The sequence below is a fragment of the Janthinobacterium sp. GW456P genome, from assembly GCF_002127655.1.
Lineage (GTDB): Bacteria > Pseudomonadota > Gammaproteobacteria > Burkholderiales > Burkholderiaceae_D > Janthinobacterium.
In genome coordinates, this window is record NZ_NEHB01000049.1 from 1 (window position 1) to 24,102 (window position 24,102).

Below are 24,102 nucleotides of genomic sequence, written 5' to 3' on the forward strand. Positions count from 1 at the left end.
TGTACGCGTTCACCAACAACTTCAAGCTGGTGGGCGAACTGGGCACGGACCGCGTGACGCAAGCGGGCGGCCTGCCGGCCAAGCGCCTGACCAAGCTGACCATCGCCCCGACGATCTCGGCCGGTCCTGGCCTGTGGTCGCGTCCCGAGCTGCGCGCGTTCGTGACCTACGGCAAATGGAACGATGCGGCCACCGCCTCGGTCAACGCGTCGAACAACGGCGGCCCGATCTACAACAACAATACCAGCGGTACTTCGTACGGCTTCCAGGTGGAAACCTGGTTCTAAACACCGCGCCAAACCTGCTGCGCGGCGCGCTTTGCGGCCTGCGATGCTCACCGTGCTCTAGCACGGTTGCGCTTCTTAGCCACAAATCACTGCCGCTCGCGACGGTTTTGTCCGGCGTTTTTACTACACAAGAAGCTGCATAAAAAAGGGCGGAACCGCGGTTCCGCCCTTTTACTTTACGGCATCACCAGCTTATGGCAGTGCCACCGGCAGTTCCGGATACTCCTGCGTCAGCGCGTACTTGGTGCCGCCCACGGTGACCGTGTAGTTGGCCGGTCCCGAGATCGGCAGGCGGTAGTTCAGGGTCAGCGCCACGGAGCCGCCCGGCGCCAGCGATTGCCAGGCGGGAATCGCGAAGCGTGCCCGGTTGTAGTTCTTCGTGAAGCCGCCGATATTGTTCGGCCCCGTGTAGCCGGCATTGATCACCGTCAAGCCGAAGCCGGACTGGTCGCTCATGTCCGACGGCGCCGAGACGGGATAGTCGAACTCCACCACGGTCCCGCCCGGCAGGGTCGAACTGGTGTTGTTCTTCACCGTCATCACCGGGTTGATGGGGAAGTTGTTGTCGCCCAGCTTCCAGCCGCCCAGGGTGATGCTGACGTTGGCTGCCGTCCCCGGCATGGCGATTTCGGCGCGCTTGTTGCCATACGCGCCAGCCGTGCGGAAGGCCTGGTACAGCACGTCCGTCAGGGTGGTGCCCATGAAGTACTCGCCCTTGCCGCCATTGCGCGTGGCATCCCAGGCATAGTCGCCCGCCATTTCCCAGATCATCACGCCGCCGATATTGTTGTTGACGATGTACTGGGCCTTGGCCGCGATCGACTGCGTGGTTTCCGTGGAAATGAACACTTTCTTGGTCGCATTCCACAGCCACGGCGCCACCATGGTGCTGCTGTAGTACGGCACATAGGTGCCCACCAGCGCCTTGTCCGTGACTTTATACGCGTCCAGGTAGCTAGGCACGATACCGTTCTGCAAGTTCAGCGCATGCCAGATGGGGTTGCCGCCGCCCGGTGTCGGTTTGCCTTGCGAGTCGAGGTCAAACCACACATTGTCGATGCCGGTGGCGCCCGTGCCGCAGGTCTTGGTGCCGGCGCAGGTGACGGTGGAGCTGATCAGCGGCGTCGTGCCCCACAGGCCATTGGTGCCGCCCGTCACATCCTTCCAGCCCCGCGTGTAGAACGGCACGCCGATATTGATGCGTCCCGCCTGCATGGCGCCCCGGTAGTAGCGGTAGGCCCAGTCCGTGTTCAGGTAGCCGATGTTCTGGAACTGGTAGGCGTTACCGGCGCGCAGTTCGCCATCGTTGCCATCGTCAAACAGCGCCGCGTTCGGTCCCACGTACTGGTTCCACGCGCCGTGCAAATCGTAGCTCATCAGGCTGGCGTAATCGAGATATTTCAATCCCGACATATTTTCCTCGCCCCGCAAGACCCAGCCCGAGGCGGAACCGGCGATGGTGAGCAGATAGTATTTATTGTCCTGCACGGCCGCTTCGTCGAGCTTCTGGCGCAGCACTTTCAGCAGCACGTTGTAGCTCGTCATCAGGCCGGCCAGGCGCGGTTTCGAGACGGCGAAGTCGTTCGGATTGCCCGCTTCATTGTTGGTGGTCGGATGTTCGTAATCGACATCGACGCCATCGAAAAAGTTGTACTGGCGCACGAAGGCCACCATGGAGTCGGCCAGGGTATTGATGCCGGCCGTGTTGATGCTGCCGTCCGCGTTCGTCGTGGCCGTGTAGAAGCCGCCGCTGCCGGCCCAGCCGCCCACGGAAATCATCAGTTTCACGCCCGGATACTTCTTCTTGTATTGCGCCAGCAAGTTGAAATGGCCCTTGTACGGCAAGGACGGGTCCATGGCCGCGGCCGGAACGTTGGGCCAGGTCAGGCCCGTGTCCGGATTGGCCGCGCCGCTGCCGATGGCGATTTTCGAGGTCGCCGGATCGACGGTGGCGAACGCATAGTTCAGGTGGGTGATCTTGTCCCAGGGCAGGTTATTCACCAGATACGTGGGGCTGCCATCGGCGCCCGTGCGCCAGCTGGCGAAATAGCCGACGATGCGCCGGTTCAAGCCATTGCCCAGCACTTCGCGCCCGTTTGCATCGTACACCTTGCAATACGGCACATTCGGCACGGCCGAAATCAGACCGTCCGGACGGCAAGCCGTGGGCGTGGGCGTTGGCGTCGGCGTCGGAGTCGGAGTCGGAGTCGGCGTTGGTGTCGGTGTCGGTGTCGGTGTCGGCGTCGGTGTCGGGGTTGGTGTCGGGGTCGGGGTTGGTGTCGGGGTTGGCGTTGGTGTCGGCGTATCCGTCACGGCCCATGGCCCCCACTGGTCGGCGGCGCTGGGGACATTGCCCTGCGTCCACCACTTGGCCTTGTAGGTGACGCCCTGGTAGAGCACGCACTGGCCGCCCGTGTAGACGGTGGCGGCGTCCCAGACGGCGCACGCGTCGACGGCGGCGAGCAAGGTGTTCGGCGTGGCGGTCGTGCCTTCCTGGCCGCCGCCGCAAGCGACGAGCACGCCGCTTAGCAGGGCCATCAATAATGCATTCGATTTCATATGATTGTCGTCTCCGTTATGGTTATACATCGAGAGCTTGTTGCAGGCCCCTCGGGGGGCTCTTGTCAACTGTTATCCCTGGCCGGCTTTCCTGCACTTGCTTACTGCAACTTCACATTCCAGTTGGCTTCCACGCATTTCACGTAGTTCCCGGCCAGCAAGGCGCTGTACGGGGTTTGATAGCTGACCAGCTGGCATTGGTTCTCGCCACCGGCGCTCCAGTTCTTTTCCCAATAGATGTTGTAGGCGGCGGAACTGGCCGGGGTGAAGCGTTGCATGTTGGCGCAGGACAGCTGTTCGCCGGAATAATCCCAGCCCATGTCGGCGGCAAATTGCTTGTAGTAATCGATACGGTTTTGCGCGGCCTGCTTTTCCGTGCCTTGCCCGCACTCGGCATTGATGATCATGATGGTGGTGGCGAAATTGTTGCCCGCGCCGGCCGCCGTATCGGCCGCGTTCGGCACCCACGTGCCGTCGAGCACGTGCAGCATCGACGGTTTCGGCGGTTGCGGATAGACAAAGAAGAACGTGGCCGACGCCAGGTTCAGCCAGGTCGAGGCGACAAGGTCCGGATTCTTCAGCAGCACGGACTGGTCGCCGTCATGCATGGCTTGCGAGAAGGGGCCGTAGTTATAGTTGTACGACAGCTGCTTGGCGCCGCGGCCGAAATACTTCTTGAAGCTGCCGTCGGCATTTTTTCCGCACGTCCAGACCTTGTTGAAGACGGGATCGGCGCACTCGACGTTGTAGCCGCAGCCGGCGCCCGTTTCGTCGCAGCCCAGTTCGCGCAAATATTTCAAGCCCTGGCGCCATTGCGGCAGCGGGCTGCTGGCGTTATGGTCGCCCGTTTCCTGTCCGAAGTGGGCGAACATGGTGGCCAGGCTGTGGCGGCAGATGGCATCCGCATTGCGCCCGTCGCTGTAGTCGTCGCACACGGCGGGGAACTTGGCCACCGCTTGCAGGAAGCGCTGGTAGGTATAGCTGGCGTCGCGCGCGGCAAAATAATAATCCCACTTCGCCGCCGGCAGCAGGCGTTCAACCCGCTTGACGTTGAGCGGATTGCCGGCCAGCCCCGGCTGCACGGCTTCGACGGCCGCATTGCCCAAGGTACGGATCGACGCCTTGACCTTGCGGAAAAAATCGTTGTTCGTCAGCGCCGCCTCGTTGGCTTCGGCCTGGGCCTTGGTGGGCACGCCCGGCGTGGGAGTAGGCGTTGGCGTTGGCGTTGGCGTTGGCGTTGGCGTTGGCGTCGGGGTCGGCGTCGGGGTTGGCGTGGGCGTAGTGGTATCGAGGCTCCACGGCCCCCACTGGTCGTTGTTCGGCGCCGTGCCCTGTACCCACCACTTGGCGCGGTAGACCTTGCCGTCATAGACGGCGCACTGGCCCGCCGTGTAGACGGCGGCGGCGCTCCAGGCAGCGCAACTGTCGCTGGCGGCCGTGGCGGCCAGCAGGGTCGAGGGGGGTTCGGTAGTGGAATTGCCGCCGCAAGCGAGCAGCGCGCTGCCCAGCAGGCCGGCCATCAAAGGCGAGGCCAGCCGGCTAATTTGCCGTGTCTTCACAATGTCTCCTGAACGTTATACGAAAACTATCGAAGTAGCTTTTTATGTTGTACGTAAAGAAAGCACAGCGAAGCGTCGGCTTTCTGCACCAAGAATGCGACGCCGAAAATTGGTAGTCAAGTGGTTTTATAAAACGGTGTTTTTTACAATACCAGTGACTTCAGGCGGCGCGGCCACGGCGCTGCAAGCGAAGAGTGAGAAGAGAGAGAAAAGGAGTTTTTAAGACAACTGCCGGCAATACCGCGCTGGCAGCACTGCGGCAAGTGGTATCAGCACTGCCGCAGCTGTTTTCAGGCCGATGGCGTTCCTGCGCGCTGATGTTGCGGGTAATACAGATCATAAAACCAGCCATACGCATCCTCGATTTGCGCCTGGATGCGCGGCGGAATCGCATGCGGCCTGGGCGCGCTGATCGTCGCCTGCTGGCGGTGCGTGTACTTCATGCGGTAGTGGCTGTCGCTTTCCTGGATGCCCACGGCGAGATCGTGCGGGTCGATCTGGAACGGTGCCAGGCCCAGCCACGCGTACAGGTGCGACATGCATTCCACGGGCCGCGCCATCAAGTCTTCGAAGCGCACGAAATACAGTTTCTGCTGCACTTCGGCAGGCAGGTCCAGCACGGCATGCAGGGAACTCAGAGGAGCGCCGATGGTGCGGTCCTTGGCAAACAGCATGTCGGCCCGGCCCAGGCGGTCGAAATCGGCCAGATGGTCGACAAAGTCGAGCAGGATGGTGCGCTGGTGCTGCGCTTCGATGGAGCCGTAGACCTGTCCCAGCTCGCGCACGCAAACGATGATCTTCGCTTCCGGCGCCAGCTGCAGCAGCATTTCCACGCAATGCAACCAGGCACGGTTTTTGTCGACCACGCCCTGCTTGCCGCAATCTCGGTACCAGCCGCGCAGAAAGCCCTGCATGGCCGTTTTCAGGTGCCCGTAGCTGGCGTCAAAGGTGCTGTCGAGCTGCGACAGGAAAAAAGCGTCGTCGCTGACCATGCGCCGCATGCCCAGCAAAGCGTTGCACAAGGGGGAGCTGTTGCCTTCGCAATGCAGTTCGGGATGCTGCGCCAGCAGCTGGCACAGCAAAGTGGAACCGGCGCGTGGCAAGCCTGCCACGCCGATGAAATGGGATGTCATGCGATTGTACTTTCTGTTCAGCGTTGCTCTTCTGACGGAAATCCAGGGTGGTGCCGCCATTATAAGAGCGCGGCGGCAACGCACCGGTAAAAAAATGCCGCTTCGAAACACGGAGCGGCACTCCGGCGCCGGCCTATAGTGACGCGGCAGGCCTTACTGGCTGTCCTGGCGCGTACCGACGGAAACCTCGGCCGGCAAGCGCAAGCCGCTGTCCACCACGCTCAGGCGCAGGCCTGGCAAGACATTGCTGACGACGTTGCCGGCCAGCTGCACCAGCGGTGCGCTGCCCGAGCCGCCCTTCCCTCCCTCGCGCGGCGCATCCTGCGCGGCGGCGGGCTTGCCTGGCGCCGTCTCGCCACTGACGATCATGTCGGCCTGCACCATATTGCCCTGCGACGGCGCCACGGCAACAGCCGCAATCACGTTCGCAACGGCGCTTTGCAGCGCTTCCGTCGGATTGACTTTCAGCACGCCGTCCACATAATTCAGGGCGTAATTGTTCGACGCCTGGCCCGAGGCCGAGACCAGATAGTTGCCTGCCGCGGAAGCCGTCGTCGCCGGCGTGCCGAATGCCAGCTGACCGCTCACTTCGGCGGCCAGCGTGTCGCCGCCGAGCAAGCCGCTGTAGCTGGCACTGAAGTCGGGATTGGCACGTCCCTGGTCTTTTACCGCATTGTCGACTTTCACCGTCAGCGGTGCCTGCGAGATCGTGGCTGTGGTGCTGGCCGTGGTGTTGACCACGTAATTGCCCGCATCCGCCCCGCTCAAGCGTATGCCCGCCACCGTCACCGTCTTGCCCGCGCCCGCATTCTTGTCGCTGAAACTGGCGCCATTGCTGGCGATAGTCAGCTGGTCGTTGCCGATGCGGTTGTCGCGCAAGGATACGACCGCATTCGTGGTGGCATCATATACCTTGTTGACGCCGCTGGCGCTGACCGTCAATGCGGCCGGCGTGATATCGGCTGTGGTGCTGGCCAGGCTGCTGGCCAATACGTAATTGCCCGCATCGGCGCCGGCCAGTCCCAGACCGCTGATATTCACGGTCTTGCCCGTTGCCGCATTCTTGTCGCTGAACGCGCCAAGGACGGGGCCGCCGGCAAGGCTCAGGACGTCGCCGGCCACCATGCCATTGAAGCTGGCACCCGCCAGATTCAGGCTGGCCGCCGTGCCGCCGTCATACACCTTGTTCGCCGCCGCGATGCCGGAAATGGCGCTGATGGACGCTGGCGTGATGCTGGCCGTACCAGTGGCAACTGTGCTGGCAAGGTTGTAATTGTCCGCATCGGCGCCACCGAGGGTGATGCCGCTGACGGCCACCGTCTTGCCCGTGCCCGCATTCTTGTCGCTGAAGGCGCCGTTGCCGGCCACGGTCAGGCTGTCGCCGTTCACCATGCCATTGAAGGTCGCCGCGCCGCTCAGCGTGGCCATGGCCGAGCCATCATAGGTCTTGTTATTGACGCCCACGTTCGTCACGCCGCTGATGGTCGCCTTGCTGATGTCGGCGTTCACGTTGGCGGGACTGCTGAAGGCATAATTGCTGGCCAGGCCAGTGCCATCCTGCAAGCTGGCGCCGCTGATGGTCACCAGCTTGCCAGTACCGGCATTCTTGTCGCTAAAGCTGCCGACACCGCCGCTGAAGCCCAGCGTTTCATCCGCGACCATGCCGGTCAGGGTACCGCCCGATAAGACTGCCGCTGTCGTGCCATCGTAGACTTTATTGCCTGCAGTCACACCGGAGAGCGTGACGGCCTTGGGCGTGATACTGGCCGTGGCGCTGGCCGTATTGTTGAGGAAGTCATAATTGACCAGATCGCTGCCGGACAAGGTGATATTTGTGATATTGACGGCCTTGTTGCTGCCCACGTTCTTATCCGTGAATGCAGCGCTCGCGCTGAAGAATTGCACATCGTCGCCAGCAATCTTGCCGTTGATCACCGCCTGGCCGGGACTAAGGCTGACGTTGAGGTTGCCGTTATATATCTTGTCCAGGGCGCTCAAACCGCTAATGCTGGAAATCGTTGCCTTGGCGATATTGCCCGTCATGCCGTTTGGTGTACTCAGCGTGTAGTTGCCGGCCAAGCCGCTGCCATCGCTTAAGGTCACGCCGCCCACGGTAATGGCCTTGCCCGTGCCCGCGTTCTTGTCGCTGTAGCTTGCCCCCTGGACAGTGAAGGCCAGGGTTTCCGAATTGACCAGGCCATTCAGGGTGCCGCCGGCCAGGTTCGCACTGGCTGTGCCATCGTAGACTTTATTGTTGCCAGTCAAGCCCGTCAGCGTCAGTGCCTTGGCGCTGATATTGGCCGTGCTGCTGGCCGTAGCGTTAGTAAAATCATAATTTCCAGCGTCCGTGCCGCCCAGGACCATGCCGCTGATATTGACCGTCTTGCCATTTCCGGCGTTCTTGTCGACAAAACTGCCGCTGGCACCCGAGACCGTCAGGTTGTCGCCGCCCACCATCCCCGTGAACGATGCCCCAGCCATGTTCAGGCTGGCGGCCACGCCGCCGTCATACACTTTATTTCCRGCAACGATACCGGTCACGCCGCTGATGGTGGCCTTGCTGATATCGGCGCTGCTGCTGGCCGTGGTGCCGGTCAGGTTGTAGTTGCCGGCATCCGTGCCGCCCAGCGCGATGCCGCTGATGCTGACCGTCTTGCCTGTGCCTACATTCTTGTCGGCAAAACTGCCGCTGGCGCCCGACACGCTCAGGCTGTCGCCACCGATCATGCCGGCAAACGTGGCGCCCGCCGCATCCAGGCTGGCGGCCGTGCTGCCGTCATACACTTTGTTTCCAGCAACAATGCCGCTCACGCCGCTGATGGTGGCCTTGCTGATATTGGCCGTGCTGCTGGCCGTGGCGTTGGTAAAATCATAATTTCCAGCATCCGTGCCGCCCAGGACCATGCCGCTGATATTGACCGTCTTGCCATTTCCGGCGTTCTTGTCGAYAAAACTGCCGCTGGCGCCCGAGACCGTCAGGTTGTCGCCGCCCACCATCCCCGTGAACGATGCCCCAGCCATGTTCAGGCTGGCGGCCACGCCGCCGTCATACACTTTATTTCCRGCAACGATACCGGTCACGCCGCTGATGGTGGCCTTGCTGATATCGGCTGTGCCGCTGGCCGTGGTGCCGGTCAGGTTGTAGTTGCCGGCATCCGTGCCGCCCAGCACGATGCCGCTGATGCTGACCGTCTTGCCTGTGCCTGCATTCTTGTCGGCAAAACTGCCGCTGGCRCCCGACACGCTCAGGCTGTCGCCACCGATCATGCCCGCAAACGTGGCGCCCGCCGTGTTCAGGCTGGCCGTGGCAGTGCCGTCATACACTTTATTTCCAGCAACGATACCGCTCACGCCGCTGATGGTGGCCTTGCTGATATTGCCCGTCAAGCCGTTCACCGGCACCAGCGCATAGTTGCCCCCGGCGCTGCCGCCCAGGGTCGCGTTGACTGTCACGGCGATACCGTTGCCGGCATTCTTGCTGGCAAATGTGCCATTCACGGTCGAACTGACATTGGCCAGGTCGCCCGCCAGCACGCCGTTCAGGGTGCCGCTGATGGCAGCCACATTGTTGCCGTCGTACACTTTGTCACCCACCGCCGCGCCGCTCAGGGTGACGGACTTGGGCGTGATCACCAGGCCGCCATCGATATAACTGATCGAATAGCCCGACTGGCCGCCCGAAGAGTAGTGGCCGCTGGCCGACACGCCATAGGTGCCCGCATTCACGGCGCCGGCGGCATTGCCTGCATACACGACCGTACCGAGCAGGTTAGCGCCATCGACCGTGTTCGAGTAGGTGACGCTGTTGCTGCCGCCGGCGTAGGCCACGCCGTCATACACCTTGCTGTCGTAGGAGACGCGCACGGCGATCTGCTTCATGAACGAACGCAGGAAAGGCGCGCTCTGGCCGTCGTAGACCACCCACATCTGCGCCAGCTCCCAGCCGGCGCCCGTGTAATTCGACAGGTTTTTCAGCTGCGCCGTCGTCATGCCCGCCCCGCCCGCGCTGGCTGCTTGGCCGCTGGCCGCCGTGTCCCAATAGCTGCCTGTGACGCTGCCCGTACTGGCGCCCGCCAAGCCGCCGACATTGCTGGAACCGCTCACGCCGCCATTCGCATAGCTGTTGACGATGTTGCCGCCATTGCTGCCGACGAGGCCGCCGACGACGCTGGTGCCGCTCACGGCCCCGCTGGCATAGCTGTCCGCCACCGTGCCCGTATTGCTGCCCACCAGGCCACCTCCGGTGGACGTGCTCGTCACGCTGCTGGTGGCAAAGCTGCCGCTGACCGTGCCGGCATTGCTGCCTGCCAGGGCGCCCACATTCGTGCCGCCCGCCACGCTGCCGCCGGACAGGCCCACGTTCGCCACGGCGCCCGCGCTGCCGATGGCGCCAAACAGGCCCACGTTACTCACGCCCGCCTTGGCGATATTCAGGCTGGAAATGATATGGCCGGTGCCGTCGAGACTGCCCGTGAAGGGCGAACCCGCCGTGCCGACAGGAATGAAACCTGTCGTTCCCCACACGTCCTTGCCATTGGCCGCCGTCGTGGCCGCGCTGAAACTGCTGCCCAGGGTATAGCTAGCCGCCTTGCTCATCGCCATCAATTGCAGCTGGTGCGCCGAATTGATGGTGTTCGACCATTCCGACGCCAGCATCGGGCGCGTGCCGGCGGCCGCGCCATTGATCGATCCGTCGCCGCTGACGAGGACCCAGTTGTTGCCGGTGGCACCGACCGTGGTCGTGAAATTGAAGCCCACATAATTGCTCGACACCAGCATCTGCGCCGTGCTCAGCCCCTGCGCATTGGACGTGGCGCCATTGAAGCTTTGACCGATGCCATTCAGGCCGGAATTGATCGTGCTGTCAAAGTAGGCGCGATTGACGCTGCCGCCGTTATGCTCGCCGACGATGGCGCCCACGCTGGCGCCGCTGCCCGTCACCTTGCCCGTCGTATACACATTCGTGATGTTGCCGCCCACGTTATAGCCGACGATGCCGCCCGCCAGCCCGGCGTTCTGCACGTCGCCCGTCGCATAGCTGTTGCTCAGGGTTCCGCGCAACAGCCCCACGAGGCCGCCGACGTAGCCGCCGGTGGAAGTCACCTTGCCGGTCGCATAACTGTTGCTGATGCTTGAACCTGAACTGTCGTTCGTGCCAACCAGGCCGCCAGCACTGCCCGAGGCATTCATCGCCCCGGTGGCGTAACTGTTACTGATACTGCCCGTATTCACGCTGACCAGGCCTCCGCCGTAGTTGCCGCCAGAATTGACCGTGCCGGTGGCATAGCTGTCGCTGATCGCGCCGCGGTTAATCACAACCATGCCGGCCGCCATGTAATGCGGCGTGGTGACGGTAGCGGCGCTGGAGCTGTTCTTGACAAAGGCGCCCAAGGCATTGGTGCCCACCAGGCCGCCCGCCGCCGCATAGCCGCCGGCCGTCACCGTGCCTGCGCTGGCGCTGTTGCTGATCGTGCCATTGTTAATGCCCACGAGGCCACCGAGATTGACATATCCGGCGCCGGTGACGCTGCCGCTGCTGCGCACATTATCGATCTTGCCGCTGTTGACGGCAGCCAGCGCGCCTATGCCCGCATAGGTACTGCTATAGGTGGCAGCCGATCCGGCAACGCTGGCGCCGCTAAAGCCCAGGTTGCGCACGGCGGCAGCGGCGCCGATATTGCCGAACATGCCGACGGGCACGTCAGGGCGGTTGATCGTCAAGCCCACAATTTCATGGCCCAGGCCATCGAACGTGCCCGTGAATGGCGTCGCATCGCTGCCGATGGGCGCGAATCCCTTGCCGCCATCCCAGCCGGAGGTGCCGCGCGCGTCGATATTACTGCCCAACACATAGTTGCCAGACAAATTGCCCTGCATGCCCTGCACGTCGCTGCCGGTAGTGCTGTTGAAGGCGCCCAGGCTGTTGATCACCTGATACACGACGACGCTGCCATTGCTGCCCAGCTTGGTACTGAAATTATTGCCCGACGGCAGATCCACTTCCGCCTTGACGTTGTACGTGGACAAATTGCCGGCGGCGACCCCGCTCTGGCCGTATTCGAGCGCCAGGCTGGCCGTGCCCGCGCCGCGCATGGCCTTGTTGATGTTGATATTGTTTTGCGCCGTCAGGGTCAGCTTGTTGGCCGTCCAGTTGACGTTATCGTTGACGTTGATGTTGCCCTGCGTGCCGCTGCCGCCCGACACGCTCTGGATTTGCACATTGCCCGATTTCAAGGAGTTGCTGAGGAAAACGCCCGTCATGTCGCCGCCGGAAACGGCGATATTGAAGTCGGTCGGGTCGATCAGCCAGGTGCCGGCCAGGCCCTTGCTCGATGCCGTCGTCACCTTCAGCGCATCGTCGATCTTCACGTGCGCGGCCGAGGTGTCGATGAAGCCGCCCTTGCCGCTGACGGGCGCGCTGGCGTCCAGGGTGCCGGCCGCATTCACCGTGCCCGACTGCATGTCACCGAGCAGCTTGATCGTGCCGCCGCGCGTGTCGATGCTGTGCGCCTCGATCACGCCAGTATTGTTGACGACGGTTTTCAGCAGGTCGCCCGCCGCCTGCGCCGTGAGCACCACGCTGCCGCCGTCAGCCTGGATCAGGCCGCCATTGTTGACCAAAGCGCCCACGGCGCCTGCGTTGACGGCCACATTGAGTAAGCCGTCACCGGCCACGTCCAAGGTGATCGCCTTGCCCGCCGCCAGGGCTACCGAACCCAGACGTGCCTGGATCGTACCTTCGTTCGAGACGTGCGCGCCCAGCAGGGCCACGTAGCCGCCCGGCGCACTGATGCTGCCCTGGTTCAGGACTTTACCCGTGCCATTGCCTGCAAACTGGTATTTGCCGGCCATGAAATCGGCGTTGGAAATATCCAGCGTGGAAGCGACCAGGCCGGCCGTGTTCACGGACGCGCCCTGGCCGAACAGCACGCCGTTCGGGTTGACGATGAACACCTTGCCGTTGGCCGACAAGTTGCCCAGGATGGTCGTGCCATCGCCGCCCAGCACGCGGTTCAGGGCCACCGCATTGCTGTTGGGCTGCTGGAACTGCACCGACTCGCCCTTGCCGATATTGAAATTGGCCCAGTTGATGACGGCATTCTGGCTGCCCTGCCTGATCACCGTGGCGTCCGGCGCGCCATTGATCGTTGCCTGGCCCGCCACCACCGTGCCGCCCGCCGGCCCCGCCAGCGCCAGCGATCCATAACCGAGCATCAGCGCCGCCGCCATGCCGGTCAGGGCAAAATGCGCCCCGCCCCCGCTGCCGCCGGGCATGGAGCGCTTGCCGGCGGATTTGACGTTTTCGGAAACGGCGGCGTAAGCGCCGGTGGCCTGGTTCCAGATGGAGCGGTAGATGCGGTTCATGGCAGTGTCCTGATTTTCAACTTGTCTTAATTAGAAATATTTAATGGCTTGCAGCCAGAAACGGCCTGCCGCATCCGGTGCGGAAGTCGCCTTGGCATTGCCCAGCTTGTGCGCGTAATACGCCTTCAGGACGAGCGCATTGGTGCCCGTCCACGTCACGCCCACGCCGGCGCCGCTCAGGGTGCGGCGGTTCTCGCCGGCGCTCCAGGCATCGCGGTTCAGCTTGACGGTGCCCGTGTCGGCAAAGGCCAGCACCTGCAGCTGGCCGGGAAACGCCGTGAAGGCCGTCACGTTCTGGCGCAATTCCAGATTCAGCACATATCCCTGGTCGCCGTACGCCTCGCCACCCGGATAGGCCCGCACGCCGCCCACGCCGCCCAGGCCCATCTTTTCAGAGACATCGAGGTTTTTCGACGCCGCCTGGCCGCTGATCACGCCGAACAAGCTGGTCTCGCCGCCCAGGCTTTGCACGCGCGCCGCATTGAAGGCAAGCTTGTTGAAGTGGCCGTTGCTTTTCACCGTCAGCTGGTCGATCAGCAAGGCCACCGGCGTCTCGATAGCGATCTTGCCCGTGGTGTACGTGACGGAATAGGTGCTGATACCACCGCCGCCCCAGCCGTCCTTGCCGTCGCCATTCAGGTTCAGCATCCAGACCTTGGCTGTCTTGTCGTTGACGCTGCCCGTCGATTCCGTCCTGTCCTGGAATGTCTTGTCGTCGTAGCTCACTTGCGCATACAGATTGTTGCTGCGCGAGCGGATCAGCGGATAACTGCCATAGGCGCTGGCGATCTTCGCCGTGCCCTTGGCGTCAAGCACGGCAAACTCCTTGCCCAGCTTGTAATCCATATACGTGTAGGCGCCGCCCAGGCGCAACAGGCCCGCCTGTCCCTGGTAGGCCAGGCGGCCATAGTTCAGGCCATCGGCCGAAGTGAAGGCGCGCACGGTGGCCACGTCGCCTATGCCGGCCAGCTCGTTGATGTTCAGGGTGGCGCCGATGCGGTTGCGGCCCGTGTAGCGGTTGCCCTGGTTATCGAGGTCGATGCTGCCGTTGAAACGCGAACCGGGCTGCACGTCGACGATCAGGTCGGACGCGCCCAAGGACGCCCCCGGCGCCAGGGTCGAACTCACCTGCACGCCCGGCAAGTCCGACAGCAGCAGCAAGCGCCGCTCGAGCGGCGGCGTGGCGATCACTTGCCCGTCGAGCCCGGCCAGTATCGTGCCGGCCAGGCCGTCGGACAGCGTGCTCTGATTGCGCAGCTGCACCTGACCATAACGGCCCGGCAGCACGTCGATGGCGACGACGCCATCCTCGATATCCTGCGCCGGCAGATAGGCCTGCGCAAGAAAATAGCCACGGTTCTGGTAATAGCTGGCAATTTTTGACGCCATGGCGCGCAATTCGCCCAGGGTCAGCTCGCTGCCGGGCACGAAACCCGTAGCGGCGACCAGTTCGCTTTCGGCAAAGACGGGCGGCGCCGTGATCCGCAAGCGCTGCACGGTAATGCGCGTGGTATCGCCCACCGTCGTGGCCGGCACATTGCCCTGCTGTACACGGATGGCTGGCGGCGCTTTCGGCAGTTGGGGCGCGGCGGGAATCTGCTGCAGCTGGCTGCCTGCGCCCGGAGGATCGACGGCCCAGGCGGTCTGGATCAGCGCCAGCAAGGTCAATGGAAGTAATTTGGTGTTCAAGGTCATCCTTTCAGGCGGCGCGCCCGCGCCAGGCAAGCCGCTAGCGGCTGTACTGACGGGGAATACAAGAGCTGCAAAGGAAGTTTTTTTGACATCATTGTTAAATACAATGACAATGAGAAAAATACATTCCCATCAGCAACATTGATCCATTTTAGCCCCTCATCAGGCCAGAAAATACCTCTCTGATGTTCTCTTTCACCACATTGGTGCGGCCTCTACAGGGATGCCCTTAAAATTCGCAAAAGACCGTAAAAATGCGCCTTTCCAGCAAGAAACTCGTTGTCATAACACAACAAAATTGCATCACTGTCACTATCGACATGCTATTCCATGAGCACGCCATGCATGCGAAATGAATAAGACATTGGCATTATCACAATATAAAACAATGTTATTTTTTACATACGCGCATACTCATCAGATGACACACTTTTTTGCTGCAAATTGACATGTCACATTCTCGCAAAAATGGATAATCAATGAACAAATATTATGAAGGGAAACTTATTTTTGGCGGTCACGCGGGGAGCGCGCGGCGCATATGATCGTGGCGAGGAAAACCGGCGTGGCCGGCATCGGCCATGCCCGATGCCGGCGGAAAGGGAGAGAAGATCAGCGACGCGGCCGCGCTGGCCGGGTCTTACCTGGACAGCACATATTTGGCCAACGTGGCCGCATCGGCCACGCTGAGTTGGCTGAACGGCGGCATGGGCACAGGTCCCCATTTGCCGGCGCCGCCGCTGCGAATATTCGCCGCCACGGCGGCAACGCTGTCCTTGCCCTTGTATCTGACGGCCACTTCCGCAAAGCCGGGTCCGACCACTTTCTGGTCGAGGGCGTGGCATGCCATGCAGCCGTTCGCCGCCAGCAAGGTTTTGACATCATTGCCGCTGGCGGCAGGGACAGCGGCTGCGGCGGGCTTCACTGCGGCGGCAGGCGCGGCGGCTCCCCGCTCCGCGCCATAGGTTTTCACCAGGTAATCGACCATGGCCGGCATGTCCGCGTCGTCAAACTGGGCGCCGAATGGCTTTTTCATCTTCTTGACGGTCGCTTCCCAGTAGGCGCGCGGCGAAGCGGGCGGCTGGCTCGATGCATACTGCGCCGCGTGGCACGTCATGCAGTTGCGCTGCACCAGCTGGTAGCCGGGTAATTCGCTGGGTTTATAGGTGGCCGTTTCCGGCGGCAGCTGGATTTCCAGCGCGCCAGCGCTACCGGCAAGCATCAAGGCCACGGCGGTGGCGAGTGTTTTGATCAGCATCGAATTCTCCTCACACTGCCTGAATGCGCGTGGTTTCCACCACGTTGCGCATATAACCCATGGGATTCCACAGGGCTTTCATGGGCTGGCTCTGGCCGATGCGGTTGACGGCGCGCACCATCAGCACATGCTTGCCCCTGCGCGGCGCCCGCATGACCATGGTCCACTCGCGGAACGAGAAGCGCCCCAGGTCCTTGCCCAGTCTGGCTTCCTGCCACGTCTGACCGCCGTCCACCGACACCGTCACCTCGCTGATGCCCTGCCCGCCATCGAAGGCGATACCGCGCAAGGCCAGGTCGCGCCCCGCCTTCACTTGCGCGCCATCCTGCACGCTGGTGATGAAGGAGCGCACGTTGAGGCGGCTGATCGGCGTCGTCTTGCCCACCGGCGTGCCCGGTTCGATGAAGCCGGAACCGTTGTCGGGGATGCGGTAGCCCGTGCTCATCCAGAAGCCGTCAAAGGGTTTGTCGAGCACAGTGATGTCGCTCAGGTGCTTGACCCAGTAGGTGCCATAGAACCCCGGCACGATCAGGCGCAGCGGATAGCCGTTGAGGAAGGGAATGTCTTCGCCATTCATGGCCCAGGCCAGCATGACGTCGCCGGCCATGATGTGCTCGACGGACAAGGCTTTCTGGAAGTCGGGACCGTCGCCCACGGGCGGCGTTTCCAGGCCATTGAAAGCCACTTGCACGGCACTGGCCGCGATGCCGGCCTTTTCCAGCACGGTTTTCAGGGGAATGCCCGTCCAGCGGGCATTGCCCATGGCGCCATTGCCCAGCTGCCCGCCATTCGCGCGCGGGGCGAAGAAGCCGCGGCTGTTGCCCGAGCATTGCGTCACGGCCACCACATCGACGGGGTCGGCCAGCTGTTTGAGTTCCGCCAGCGACAGCTCGAGCGGCGTTTTCACCAGACCCTGGACGCGCAGCCGGTAGCTGCCGCCATCGATGCTGGTGGGCAAGCCGCTCCAGTGGTAGCGCACGAAAAACGCGTCGTTGGGCGTGATCGCGCCTTCATTGAACACGCTGAACGGCGTTTCCAGCTGGGGCGGACGGCTGGTCAGCAGGAGCAGCGGGCGCTTTTGCGGAAACGCCACCAGTTCGCGCTCGCCGTTTTCAAACGGCAACGTCACAGAAGCAGCCAAGGCTGATCCAGGCCCCGCCACTGCGGCGGCACCCAGGGCGGCCGTCGTGCGCAGGAAGCGGCGCCGGCCTGCAGGCAACAAGGTCGTGTCAGACATGTTTGAGCTCCACTTTGGTGTCGGCGGGGGCACCGCCGTTGCGGTCGTCATTGACCAGTTTCTTGATGTAGTACATCACGCTCATGATGAACACGCTCAACAGGCCGAACCAGAACGACACGCGCTGCTCCGTATCGGACGACACGCTCATGGCGCCCAGGATCACCAGCATGGCGATGATGGTGAAGTACGTCAGGTAGGGGAACAGCCACATGCGCACCTTGATGCGTTCAGGACATTCGCGTTCCAGGCGGCGGCGCAAACGCAATTGAGAAATCGCAATGAGCAGGTACACAAACAGGATCAGGATGCCGTAGGAATTGACGATGAAAGGGAACACCAGGTCGGCCGACACATACGAGACGGCGATGGCGAAATAGGCGAACAAGGTGCTGAACAGGATGGCGCGGATCGGTACGCCATTCTTGCTCAGCTTGACGAGGCCCGTGGGGGCGTCGCCGCGGCGCGTCAAGGCAAAGATCATGCGCGAGGAAGCGTACAGGCTCGAGTTCAGGGCCGACAGCACGGCCGTCAAAATGATGGCGTTCATGATGTGGGCCGCATACGGGATGTTCATGACGGTCAGGGCGCTGACGAAGGGCGTGGCGATGGCCGGCGAATCCCAGGGCACGATGCAGACGACGACGAACATGGAGCCGACATAAAACATCAGCACGCGCGTGACGACGGAATTGGTGGCGCGGGCGATGGCCCTGGCCGGGTCCGACGTTTCGGCGGCGGCGATGGTGACGATCTCGGCGCCTGAATAGAAGGCCGTGGCGGCCACGGCGCCGCTCAGTACGGGGCCCCAACCGTGCGGCATGAAGCCGCCGTTGCTGGTCAGGAAACCTAGGGTCGGGATACTGTTGGGCAAGCTGCCCGTGATGAACAGGGCGCCGACGAACAGGAAGACGATGATGGCGACCACCTTGATCGAGGCGAACCAGAACTCGAATTCGCCAAACGCCTTCACCGAGAAGAGGTTGAGCACGGTCATCGAGACGAGCAGCACCAGGCTGATCGACCATGACGGCACCTCGGGCAGCCAGAAGTTGACGAGCTTGGCGCCGGCGATGGCTTCCAAGGCGACGACGACGACCCAGAAATACCAGTACATCCAGCCGCTCATGAAGCCGAGGAATTTCGATACTTTCGGCTTGTCGTCGAAGGCCAGGCGCGCATATTCGTAAAAGGAGCCGACCACGGGCAGGGACGAGGCCAGCTCGCCCAGCATGCGCATGATCAGGACGACCAGGCCGCCCGTGAGCAAGAAGGATAGGATGGCGGCCGGGCCGGCGGCCTTGGCGATGACGCCGCTGCCGACAAAGAGGCCGGCGCCGATCACGCCGCCGATGGCGATCATGCTCATGTGGCGTTGCTTGAGCGAGTGCTGCAAGCCCGTATTATTGTGGTTGTCACTAATCATGTTTGTCTCCTAGTAATATCTGAAGCTCGGTGCGCCCTGGCCTGCTGCGGCTGGTTCCTGCCGCGCGGCTTTGTTTTATTTGAGCAACACCGTCAAGCAGCATCGATACATCATCAAATCAGTCTGGTTGGCTGCATGCCATAAGTCAATCTGGAAATGCAGCGGCCCGGCGCGGTTGCCAAGGGGCAAGCGCGCTGGAGGATACGTACGGGGTATGGCTGAGTTACTGCTGGTTAAAAAATGGGAGCGGCGGCAACACTTGTGGCATATTCGCCACTCCCGGGAACGTCTTACACCTTGCCCTTCCATGGCACGAGGGTACGTTCGAGGTAGCGCATCATCAAATCAAACAGGAAAGCGAAGAAGCCGATCACGATAATGCCCATGATCACCACATCGCTGGCAAGGAACTCCGACGCGCTGAGCACCATGTAGCCGAGGCCGCGCGTGGCCGCCACCATTTCGCCCGCCACCAGGGTGGTCCAGCCCACGCCGATGCCGATGCGCATGCCGGTGAGGATTTCCGGGATCGCGGCGCGCAAAATCACGTGCACGATCACCTGAAAGCGGGTGGCGCCCATCGAGTAGGCCGCGTGGATTTGCTCCAGCGACACAGAGCTGACCCCGGCGCGGGCCGCGATGGCCATCGGCGCGAAGATGGCCAGGAAGATCAGGTAGACCTTCGAAAACTCGCCGATGCCGAACCAGATGATAACCAGTGGCAAATAAGCGAGCGGCGGCAGCGGACGGTAGAACTCGATCAAGGGATCGAAGATGCCGCGTGCCACGCGGTTGACGCCCATCATCACGCCGACGGGGATGGCCAGCACGCAGGCCAGGCCGAAGGCGCCGAACACACGCACCAGACTGGCGACGGTGTGTTCCCACAGGGTGGCGCCGCCGAAACCGGTAGTGGCCGCCATGATGAACTTTTCGTACACGGCCTGCGGCGACGGCAGGAACAGCGGTTTCACGAGGCCGCTGGCCGTCACGCCAAACCAGAGCAAGAGCACGGCGATGACGGTGACGGTGGCGATGCGGCTGGAATTGCCCTGCCCCGGCGCACCGAACGCTTCGCCGGGCATGGCGCAGCGGGGAGCGAACAGGCGGCCAAAAAAGCCGGCGCGCTTGGCGCTGGTGGGAGGAAATCCCACGGCGGATGGGCTATGCATGGGACACCTCCAGCTCTTTATTGACGGCGCGCTCGTCGCCATAAATGATGTTGAGCACCGTTTCGCGCATCTTGATGAAGTCCGGGCTCGATTTCACGGCGCGCGCATCGCGGCATTCGAGAAAGCGCTTGTTGAAATCGAGTTCATACGTGTGCGTGATGCGGCCCGGACGGGGCGACATGACGATCAGCCGGTTCGCCAGGAACAGCGCCTCGTCGACGCTGTGGGTAATAAAGAAGAACATGGTGCTGGACTTGGCCCAGATATCGAGCAGCAATTCCTGGATGGTTTCGCGGGTCAGCGCGTCGAGCGCCGCCATCGGTTCATCCATCAGCAGCATGGCGGGATTGCAGGTCAGGGCGCGGGCGATGCCCACCCTTTGCTGCATGCCACCCGACAATTGATAAATCATATTGTCGTGAAAGTCCTTCAAGCCGACCAGCGCCAGGTTCTTGGCCGCCTGTTCGCGCCGCACAGCCTTCGGCACGCCTTGCAGTTTCAGGCCGAATTCCACGTTTTCCATCACGTTCAGCCATGGCAGCAAGGCATGTTTCTGGAACACGACGCCACGGTCGGCGCCCGGCCCTTCCACTTTGTTGCTGCCCAACATGATCTCGCCCTTGGACGGGGCGATAAAGCCCGCCATCAGGCTCAGCAAGGTGGTCTTGCCGCAGCCCGAAGCGCCCAGCGCGACGACGAAGTCGCCGCTATTGATCGTCAGATTGATATTATTTAAGGCATGTACGCGTTCACCGGCCGTCTTGCCCGGATAAATCACGCTGACATCCTTGACGTAGAGATTTTCCATCATGTGCCCCGCATATGTAGTACTTCAGTTCAACGCATCCTGTTCAGTCAGCGCGCCCGCAGGCGCGCCATCGCACAACGTTTACTTCAGCAGGCCGGCGGCCTGTGCATACTTGGGTGTCACATATTTGGCGTAGTCAGGGGCCAGCGCATCGATCTTGCCTTCAGCTTTCAAAAATTGCGCCGTGGCCAGCAAGGCTTGCGCCACGCCACCCTTCGCGCCGCCACCGAGCCAGGCCGGCGAGGCCTGCTCCTGCAGCGATGGATAGGCGTACAGGGCCACGGAAGCGGCCACGTCCTTGGCAGCCGCGCCCGAATGCTTGACGTTGGCTTTCACTTGCGGCGAATCGATGGTCCACGCCTTCGGATTGGCGCGGTAGTCGGCATCGGCAGCGGCCATCACCTTGACGAACTTGGCCATGAAGTCGGCATTCGCTTCGCCCCAGGCGCGCTCGACGGCCATGCCGTCAAACGTGGCCTTGCCCTTCTTGCTCAGTTCGCCGGAAGTGACGAGCACCTTGCCGTTTTGCTTGAGCTTGCTCAAGGCCGGATCCCACACGAAGGCGGCATCGATGTCGCCCCGTTCCCAGGCGGCGGCGATCTGGTTCGGCTGCATGTTGAGCAATTTCACTTCCGTGGGCTTGATGCCCCACGTTTCCAGCGCGAACATGGTGTGGAAATGGGTGGTGGAAACAAACGGCACGGCGATCTTCTTGCCGCGCAAGTCGGTCGGTTTGGTGATGCCGGCGCCATTGCGGGCCACCATCGCTTCGGCTTCGTTGATGTCGTCGATGATCCAGAACAGCTGCAGGTCGACGCCGCGGCTGACGGCCGCCGTCAATGGGCTCGAACCGATGACGCCGATCTGCACGTCGCCGGACGCCATGCCCGTGGCTACCTTGGCGCCCGAGTCGAACTTGCGCCAGTTGATTTTATACCCGGTGGTCTTTTCCACTTCGCCGCTGGCAATCGCCACCAGGAAGGGGCCGTTGATTTCCTGGTAGGCAATCGTTACTTCCTTGCCCTGCGCGAAGGCCGTGCCGCTCGATGCGACCGCCACGCCCAGCACCAGGGTGCCGAGGACGGCGCGGCGCAGCGTTGAAAAAACCGTGTTTTTGCTCGCGTTTTTGCTCGTGTATGTGTTCATGTCTCACTCCAAGTTATTGTTATGTGTGAACGTTCGGGCAATCTCATCCCTTGCGGGAGGCGCCGCTGGTTGCTCTTTGTCAACCATACGGCGGCTTAGTACAGCTACTGCGATTACTATTTAAAACACTTCATCCTTCAAGTGATACCAGCGGTACAGGAAGCGCTGGCCCAGGCGGCGGAACGGGGCAAACGCTTGCGACTCGACCAGTTCCATCATGTTGGGATACGGCAGTTTCGAATTGAAGATCGGCAAGCCCGTGTCGCTGGCCTTGCCCGCGATGCGTTCTGCCATGCGCCGACCCGCCTGCGCCGAGTACATGACGCCGTTGCCGCCGTAGCCGAGCGAATAGAAGATCGATTGCTTCGGGTCCGGTTGCACGATGCGCGGCATCATGTCGTGGCTGACGTCGACCCAGCCCCACCATGAGTAATCGATGGGAATACCGGTCAGCGCGGGGAACTTGCGGTGCAGATCGTTGATCAAAAACTGTTTATATCGGTCGTCCGGCGCGTCGGCGCCCGTGATGGCGCTGCGGCTGCCGATCTGCACGCGGTTGTCCGGCATCAAACGGTAGTAATGGCGCAGGATGCGCGTATCCGTGATCACCTGGTGGGTGCGGAAATTGCACGCCTCGATTTCCGCCGCAGTCAACGGACGCGTGACGATGGAATTCGACAAAATCGGCAGCAGCCGGTTCTTCACTTGCGCATGCAGATGGGGCGAGGTGTAGCCGCCCGTGGCCACGGCCACGGAACGGGCGCGCACCACGCCGCCCGGCGTTTGCAGGTAATGCACGCCGTTGCGCGTTTCCCAGCCCATCACGGGGCTGGACGGATGCACCTTGGCGCCCAGCGCGCGCGCCTTGCGCAGGTAACCGAACGCCAGCTTGCCCGCGTGGATGCCGATGCCTTCCGGTTCGTGCAGCGCGCCGGCCGCTTCCTTGTCGTCGACGAATTCGCGCTTGACGGTGTCGGCATCGAGGATGCGGGCGTCGTACTTGAAGATCTCGCGCATGACCTTGGCTTCTTTTTCCAGCGCGGGCATGGCTTTCGCCTTGTGGGCGATGTACAGGTGGCCGCCCGGCTGCGGGTCGCAATCGATATCGGCCGTGATCTTCTTGAATGTCTGCATCGCGTCGCACACTTCCGTGTGCAGTTTGAGGGCCGTGTCCATGCCGTAGCGCGCGATCCACTGCGAGCGCTTCAGCCGGCCCGTCGTGCATTGGGCCTGGCCGCCGTTGCGCGTGCTGCAGCCCCAGCTGACCCGGTTCGCTTCCAGCACGGTGGCCTTGATGCCGTGTTCCTGGGCCAAAAAGATGGCGCAGCTCAGACCGGTAAAACCCGAGCCGATGATGGCCACGTCGACGTCGATATCATGCGTGATGGGGCCGTCGTCGGCGGGCGGCTCGCCCGCCGTGCCGATCCAGTAGGTGGGCGCGTAGGCATTGCCGTGGCCGGGACGCTGGGCCACCAGCGGATCGAAGGCGGGATCGTAGGGCGTGCGGGCGGCGGTGCTGTGGCTGCCCAGTACGTCAGATGGAGTGTCGACAGGTTTGTTCATGATCATTCCTGGTGAACGTGCTGGCTCAGGCTTTGACGACGGGTGGGCGATCCTTGCGGAAGGCATTCTTCACGGCGATCTTGCCGTCGCGGAAAGTAAAGATGTCGACCATGCGCGCTTCGATGCGCGTGCCGTCGGCCTTGGTGCCGGCAAAGGTCGATTCCGTCACGCCGCGCTGGCCGCTGACGAAATGCAAGGGGTTGAGCCAGGCGGCATCGGGAAAGGTTTGCCAGGCCAGTTCGAAGCCGGCGCGCACGGCGTCGCGGCCGACAAAACTCTTGCCCAGCAAGTCAGGACCGGCAACAGCGTGGAATTCGCAGTCGTCGGCCATGGCGGCCATCAGGGCCTCGATATCGTGGCGGTTCCAGGCATCGCCGAAGGCTTGAAGGAAGTCGGTGGTGACGGCGTCGGTATGCGGTACAGGGTGGTTCATGGTGGTCTCCGTAAATCGTTTTTGATACGCTACGTTCCGTTTTTTGTCTTTTATTGAATTTAAGCCTTAAGCATGGCCTTGTCAAATCAAATAATCCAAAAAACGGGACGCCTTGTATTCTTTAATGAAATTGTGATGTTTGCGTGACAATCTGTGAGAATTTGGTCACAGCGCTGTGTCGGATGACGCCGGCGGTCCGGGTGGCGTCGGATTACGCCGGGCTTTGCCCGGCTAATCCGACCTACGTAGGTTGGATTAGCCCGCAGGGCGTAATCCAACACCACCCACGACATCAAACGTAATCTTTATACTTGTCCAGATGACGGATCGGTTTACTCAGCGCATCGCGGCGGAACGGGTCGCCCAGCTCGCGCGTACACATGATTTCGATGATGGTCGTCTTGCCTTCATTCATCTGCATGGCTATCGCCTTCTTCAAGGCCGGACCCACGTCTTCCAGCTTG

Annotated in this window: 14 protein-coding genes; 1 reads left to right on the top strand and 13 read right to left on the bottom strand. The window is 62.2% G+C overall.

From position 1 onward, the window contains the following. On the top strand, positions 1-287 hold a 287-nt coding region (locus CBW66_RS27440), incomplete at its 5' end, for a carbohydrate porin (RefSeq protein ID WP_139842774.1). A 192-nt stretch (positions 288-479) separates the two neighbouring features. On the opposite strand, the gene CBW66_RS27445 is transcribed toward CBW66_RS27440, so the two are convergent. The 13 genes from CBW66_RS27445 to CBW66_RS27505 form a co-directional block, all read right to left on the bottom strand. Beyond that, positions 480-2,846, bottom strand: a complete 2,367-nt coding sequence (locus CBW66_RS27445) for a glycosyl hydrolase family 18 protein (RefSeq protein ID WP_086139468.1) — start codon at positions 2,844-2,846, stop codon at positions 480-482. 101 nt (positions 2,847-2,947) lie between these two features. After that, on the bottom strand, positions 2,948-4,405 hold the full coding sequence (locus CBW66_RS27450) for a glycoside hydrolase family 19 protein (RefSeq protein ID WP_230492195.1): 1,458 nt from the start codon (positions 4,403-4,405) through the stop codon (positions 2,948-2,950). Positions 4,406-4,695: 290 nt separating this feature from the next. Continuing rightward, the gene (locus tag CBW66_RS27455; protein WP_086139466.1) at positions 4,696-5,538 is read right to left on the bottom strand and encodes a sulfotransferase; all 843 of its coding nucleotides are present in this window, start codon (positions 5,536-5,538) and stop codon (positions 4,696-4,698) included. Between the two features lie 153 nt (positions 5,539-5,691). Further along, on the bottom strand, positions 5,692-12,903 hold the full coding sequence (locus CBW66_RS27460; RefSeq protein WP_086139479.1) for a YDG domain-containing protein: 7,212 nt from the start codon (positions 12,901-12,903) through the stop codon (positions 5,692-5,694). 30 nt (positions 12,904-12,933) lie between these two features. Further along, the gene (locus CBW66_RS27465) at positions 12,934-14,592 is read right to left on the bottom strand and encodes a ShlB/FhaC/HecB family hemolysin secretion/activation protein (RefSeq protein WP_230492194.1); all 1,659 of its coding nucleotides are present in this window, start codon (positions 14,590-14,592) and stop codon (positions 12,934-12,936) included. 643 nt (positions 14,593-15,235) lie between these two features. Then, a complete protein-coding gene (locus tag CBW66_RS27470; protein WP_086139464.1) occupies positions 15,236-15,853 on the bottom strand; it encodes a c-type cytochrome in 618 nt (205 codons plus the stop codon). Between the two features lie 10 nt (positions 15,854-15,863). Then, positions 15,864-17,090: a molybdopterin-dependent oxidoreductase gene (locus CBW66_RS27475; RefSeq protein ID WP_086139463.1), complete on the bottom strand. Its 1,227-nt coding sequence runs from the start codon at positions 17,088-17,090 to the stop codon at positions 15,864-15,866. Continuing rightward, the gene (locus tag CBW66_RS27480; protein WP_086139462.1) at positions 17,083-18,516 is read right to left on the bottom strand and encodes an amino acid permease; all 1,434 of its coding nucleotides are present in this window, start codon (positions 18,514-18,516) and stop codon (positions 17,083-17,085) included. The genes CBW66_RS27475 and CBW66_RS27480 overlap by 8 nt, the downstream gene beginning before the upstream one ends. A 290-nt stretch (positions 18,517-18,806) precedes the next feature. Next, on the bottom strand, positions 18,807-19,601 hold the full coding sequence (locus tag CBW66_RS27485; protein WP_230492204.1) for an ABC transporter permease subunit: 795 nt from the start codon (positions 19,599-19,601) through the stop codon (positions 18,807-18,809). Positions 19,602-19,680: 79 nt separating this feature from the next. Then, the gene (locus CBW66_RS27490) at positions 19,681-20,496 is read right to left on the bottom strand and encodes a taurine ABC transporter ATP-binding protein (protein WP_086139478.1); all 816 of its coding nucleotides are present in this window, start codon (positions 20,494-20,496) and stop codon (positions 19,681-19,683) included. A gap of 81 nt (positions 20,497-20,577) precedes the next feature. Continuing rightward, positions 20,578-21,642: a taurine ABC transporter substrate-binding protein gene (tauA, locus tag CBW66_RS27495; RefSeq protein ID WP_086139460.1), complete on the bottom strand. Its 1,065-nt coding sequence runs from the start codon at positions 21,640-21,642 to the stop codon at positions 20,578-20,580. A gap of 120 nt (positions 21,643-21,762) precedes the next feature. Next, positions 21,763-23,205, bottom strand: a complete 1,443-nt coding sequence (locus tag CBW66_RS27500) for an FAD-binding oxidoreductase (RefSeq protein WP_086139459.1) — start codon at positions 23,203-23,205, stop codon at positions 21,763-21,765. A gap of 25 nt (positions 23,206-23,230) precedes the next feature. Continuing rightward, on the bottom strand, positions 23,231-23,638 hold the full coding sequence (locus tag CBW66_RS27505; RefSeq protein ID WP_086139458.1) for a nuclear transport factor 2 family protein: 408 nt from the start codon (positions 23,636-23,638) through the stop codon (positions 23,231-23,233). Positions 23,639-24,102 lie beyond the last annotated feature (464 nt).

What these genes read in the sequence shown, in the direction of transcription:
- CBW66_RS27480 (WP_086139462.1), bottom strand. Translation starts at nt 18,516, where the DNA reads ATGATTAGTGACAACCACAATAATACGGGCTTGCAGCACTCGCTCAAG.
- CBW66_RS27485 (WP_230492204.1), bottom strand. Translation starts at nt 19,601, where the DNA reads ATGCCCGGCGAAGCGTTCGGTGCGCCGGGGCAGGGCAATTCCAGCCGC.
- CBW66_RS27470 (WP_086139464.1), bottom strand. Translation starts at nt 15,853, where the DNA reads ATGCTGATCAAAACACTCGCCACCGCCGTGGCCTTGATGCTTGCCGGT.
- CBW66_RS27455 (WP_086139466.1), bottom strand. Translation starts at nt 5,538, where the DNA reads ATGACATCCCATTTCATCGGCGTGGCAGGCTTGCCACGCGCCGGTTCC.
- CBW66_RS27500 (WP_086139459.1), bottom strand. Translation starts at nt 23,205, where the DNA reads ATGAACAAACCTGTCGACACTCCATCTGACGTACTGGGCAGCCACAGC.
- CBW66_RS27445 (WP_086139468.1), bottom strand. Translation starts at nt 2,846, where the DNA reads ATGAAATCGAATGCATTATTGATGGCCCTGCTAAGCGGCGTGCTCGTC.
- CBW66_RS27490 (WP_086139478.1), bottom strand. Translation starts at nt 20,496, where the DNA reads ATGGAAAATCTCTACGTCAAGGATGTCAGCGTGATTTATCCGGGCAAG.
- CBW66_RS27475 (WP_086139463.1), bottom strand. Translation starts at nt 17,090, where the DNA reads ATGTCTGACACGACCTTGTTGCCTGCAGGCCGGCGCCGCTTCCTGCGC.
- CBW66_RS27505 (WP_086139458.1), bottom strand. Translation starts at nt 23,638, where the DNA reads ATGAACCACCCTGTACCGCATACCGACGCCGTCACCACCGACTTCCTT.
- tauA (WP_086139460.1), bottom strand. Translation starts at nt 21,642, where the DNA reads ATGAACACATACACGAGCAAAAACGCGAGCAAAAACACGGTTTTTTCA.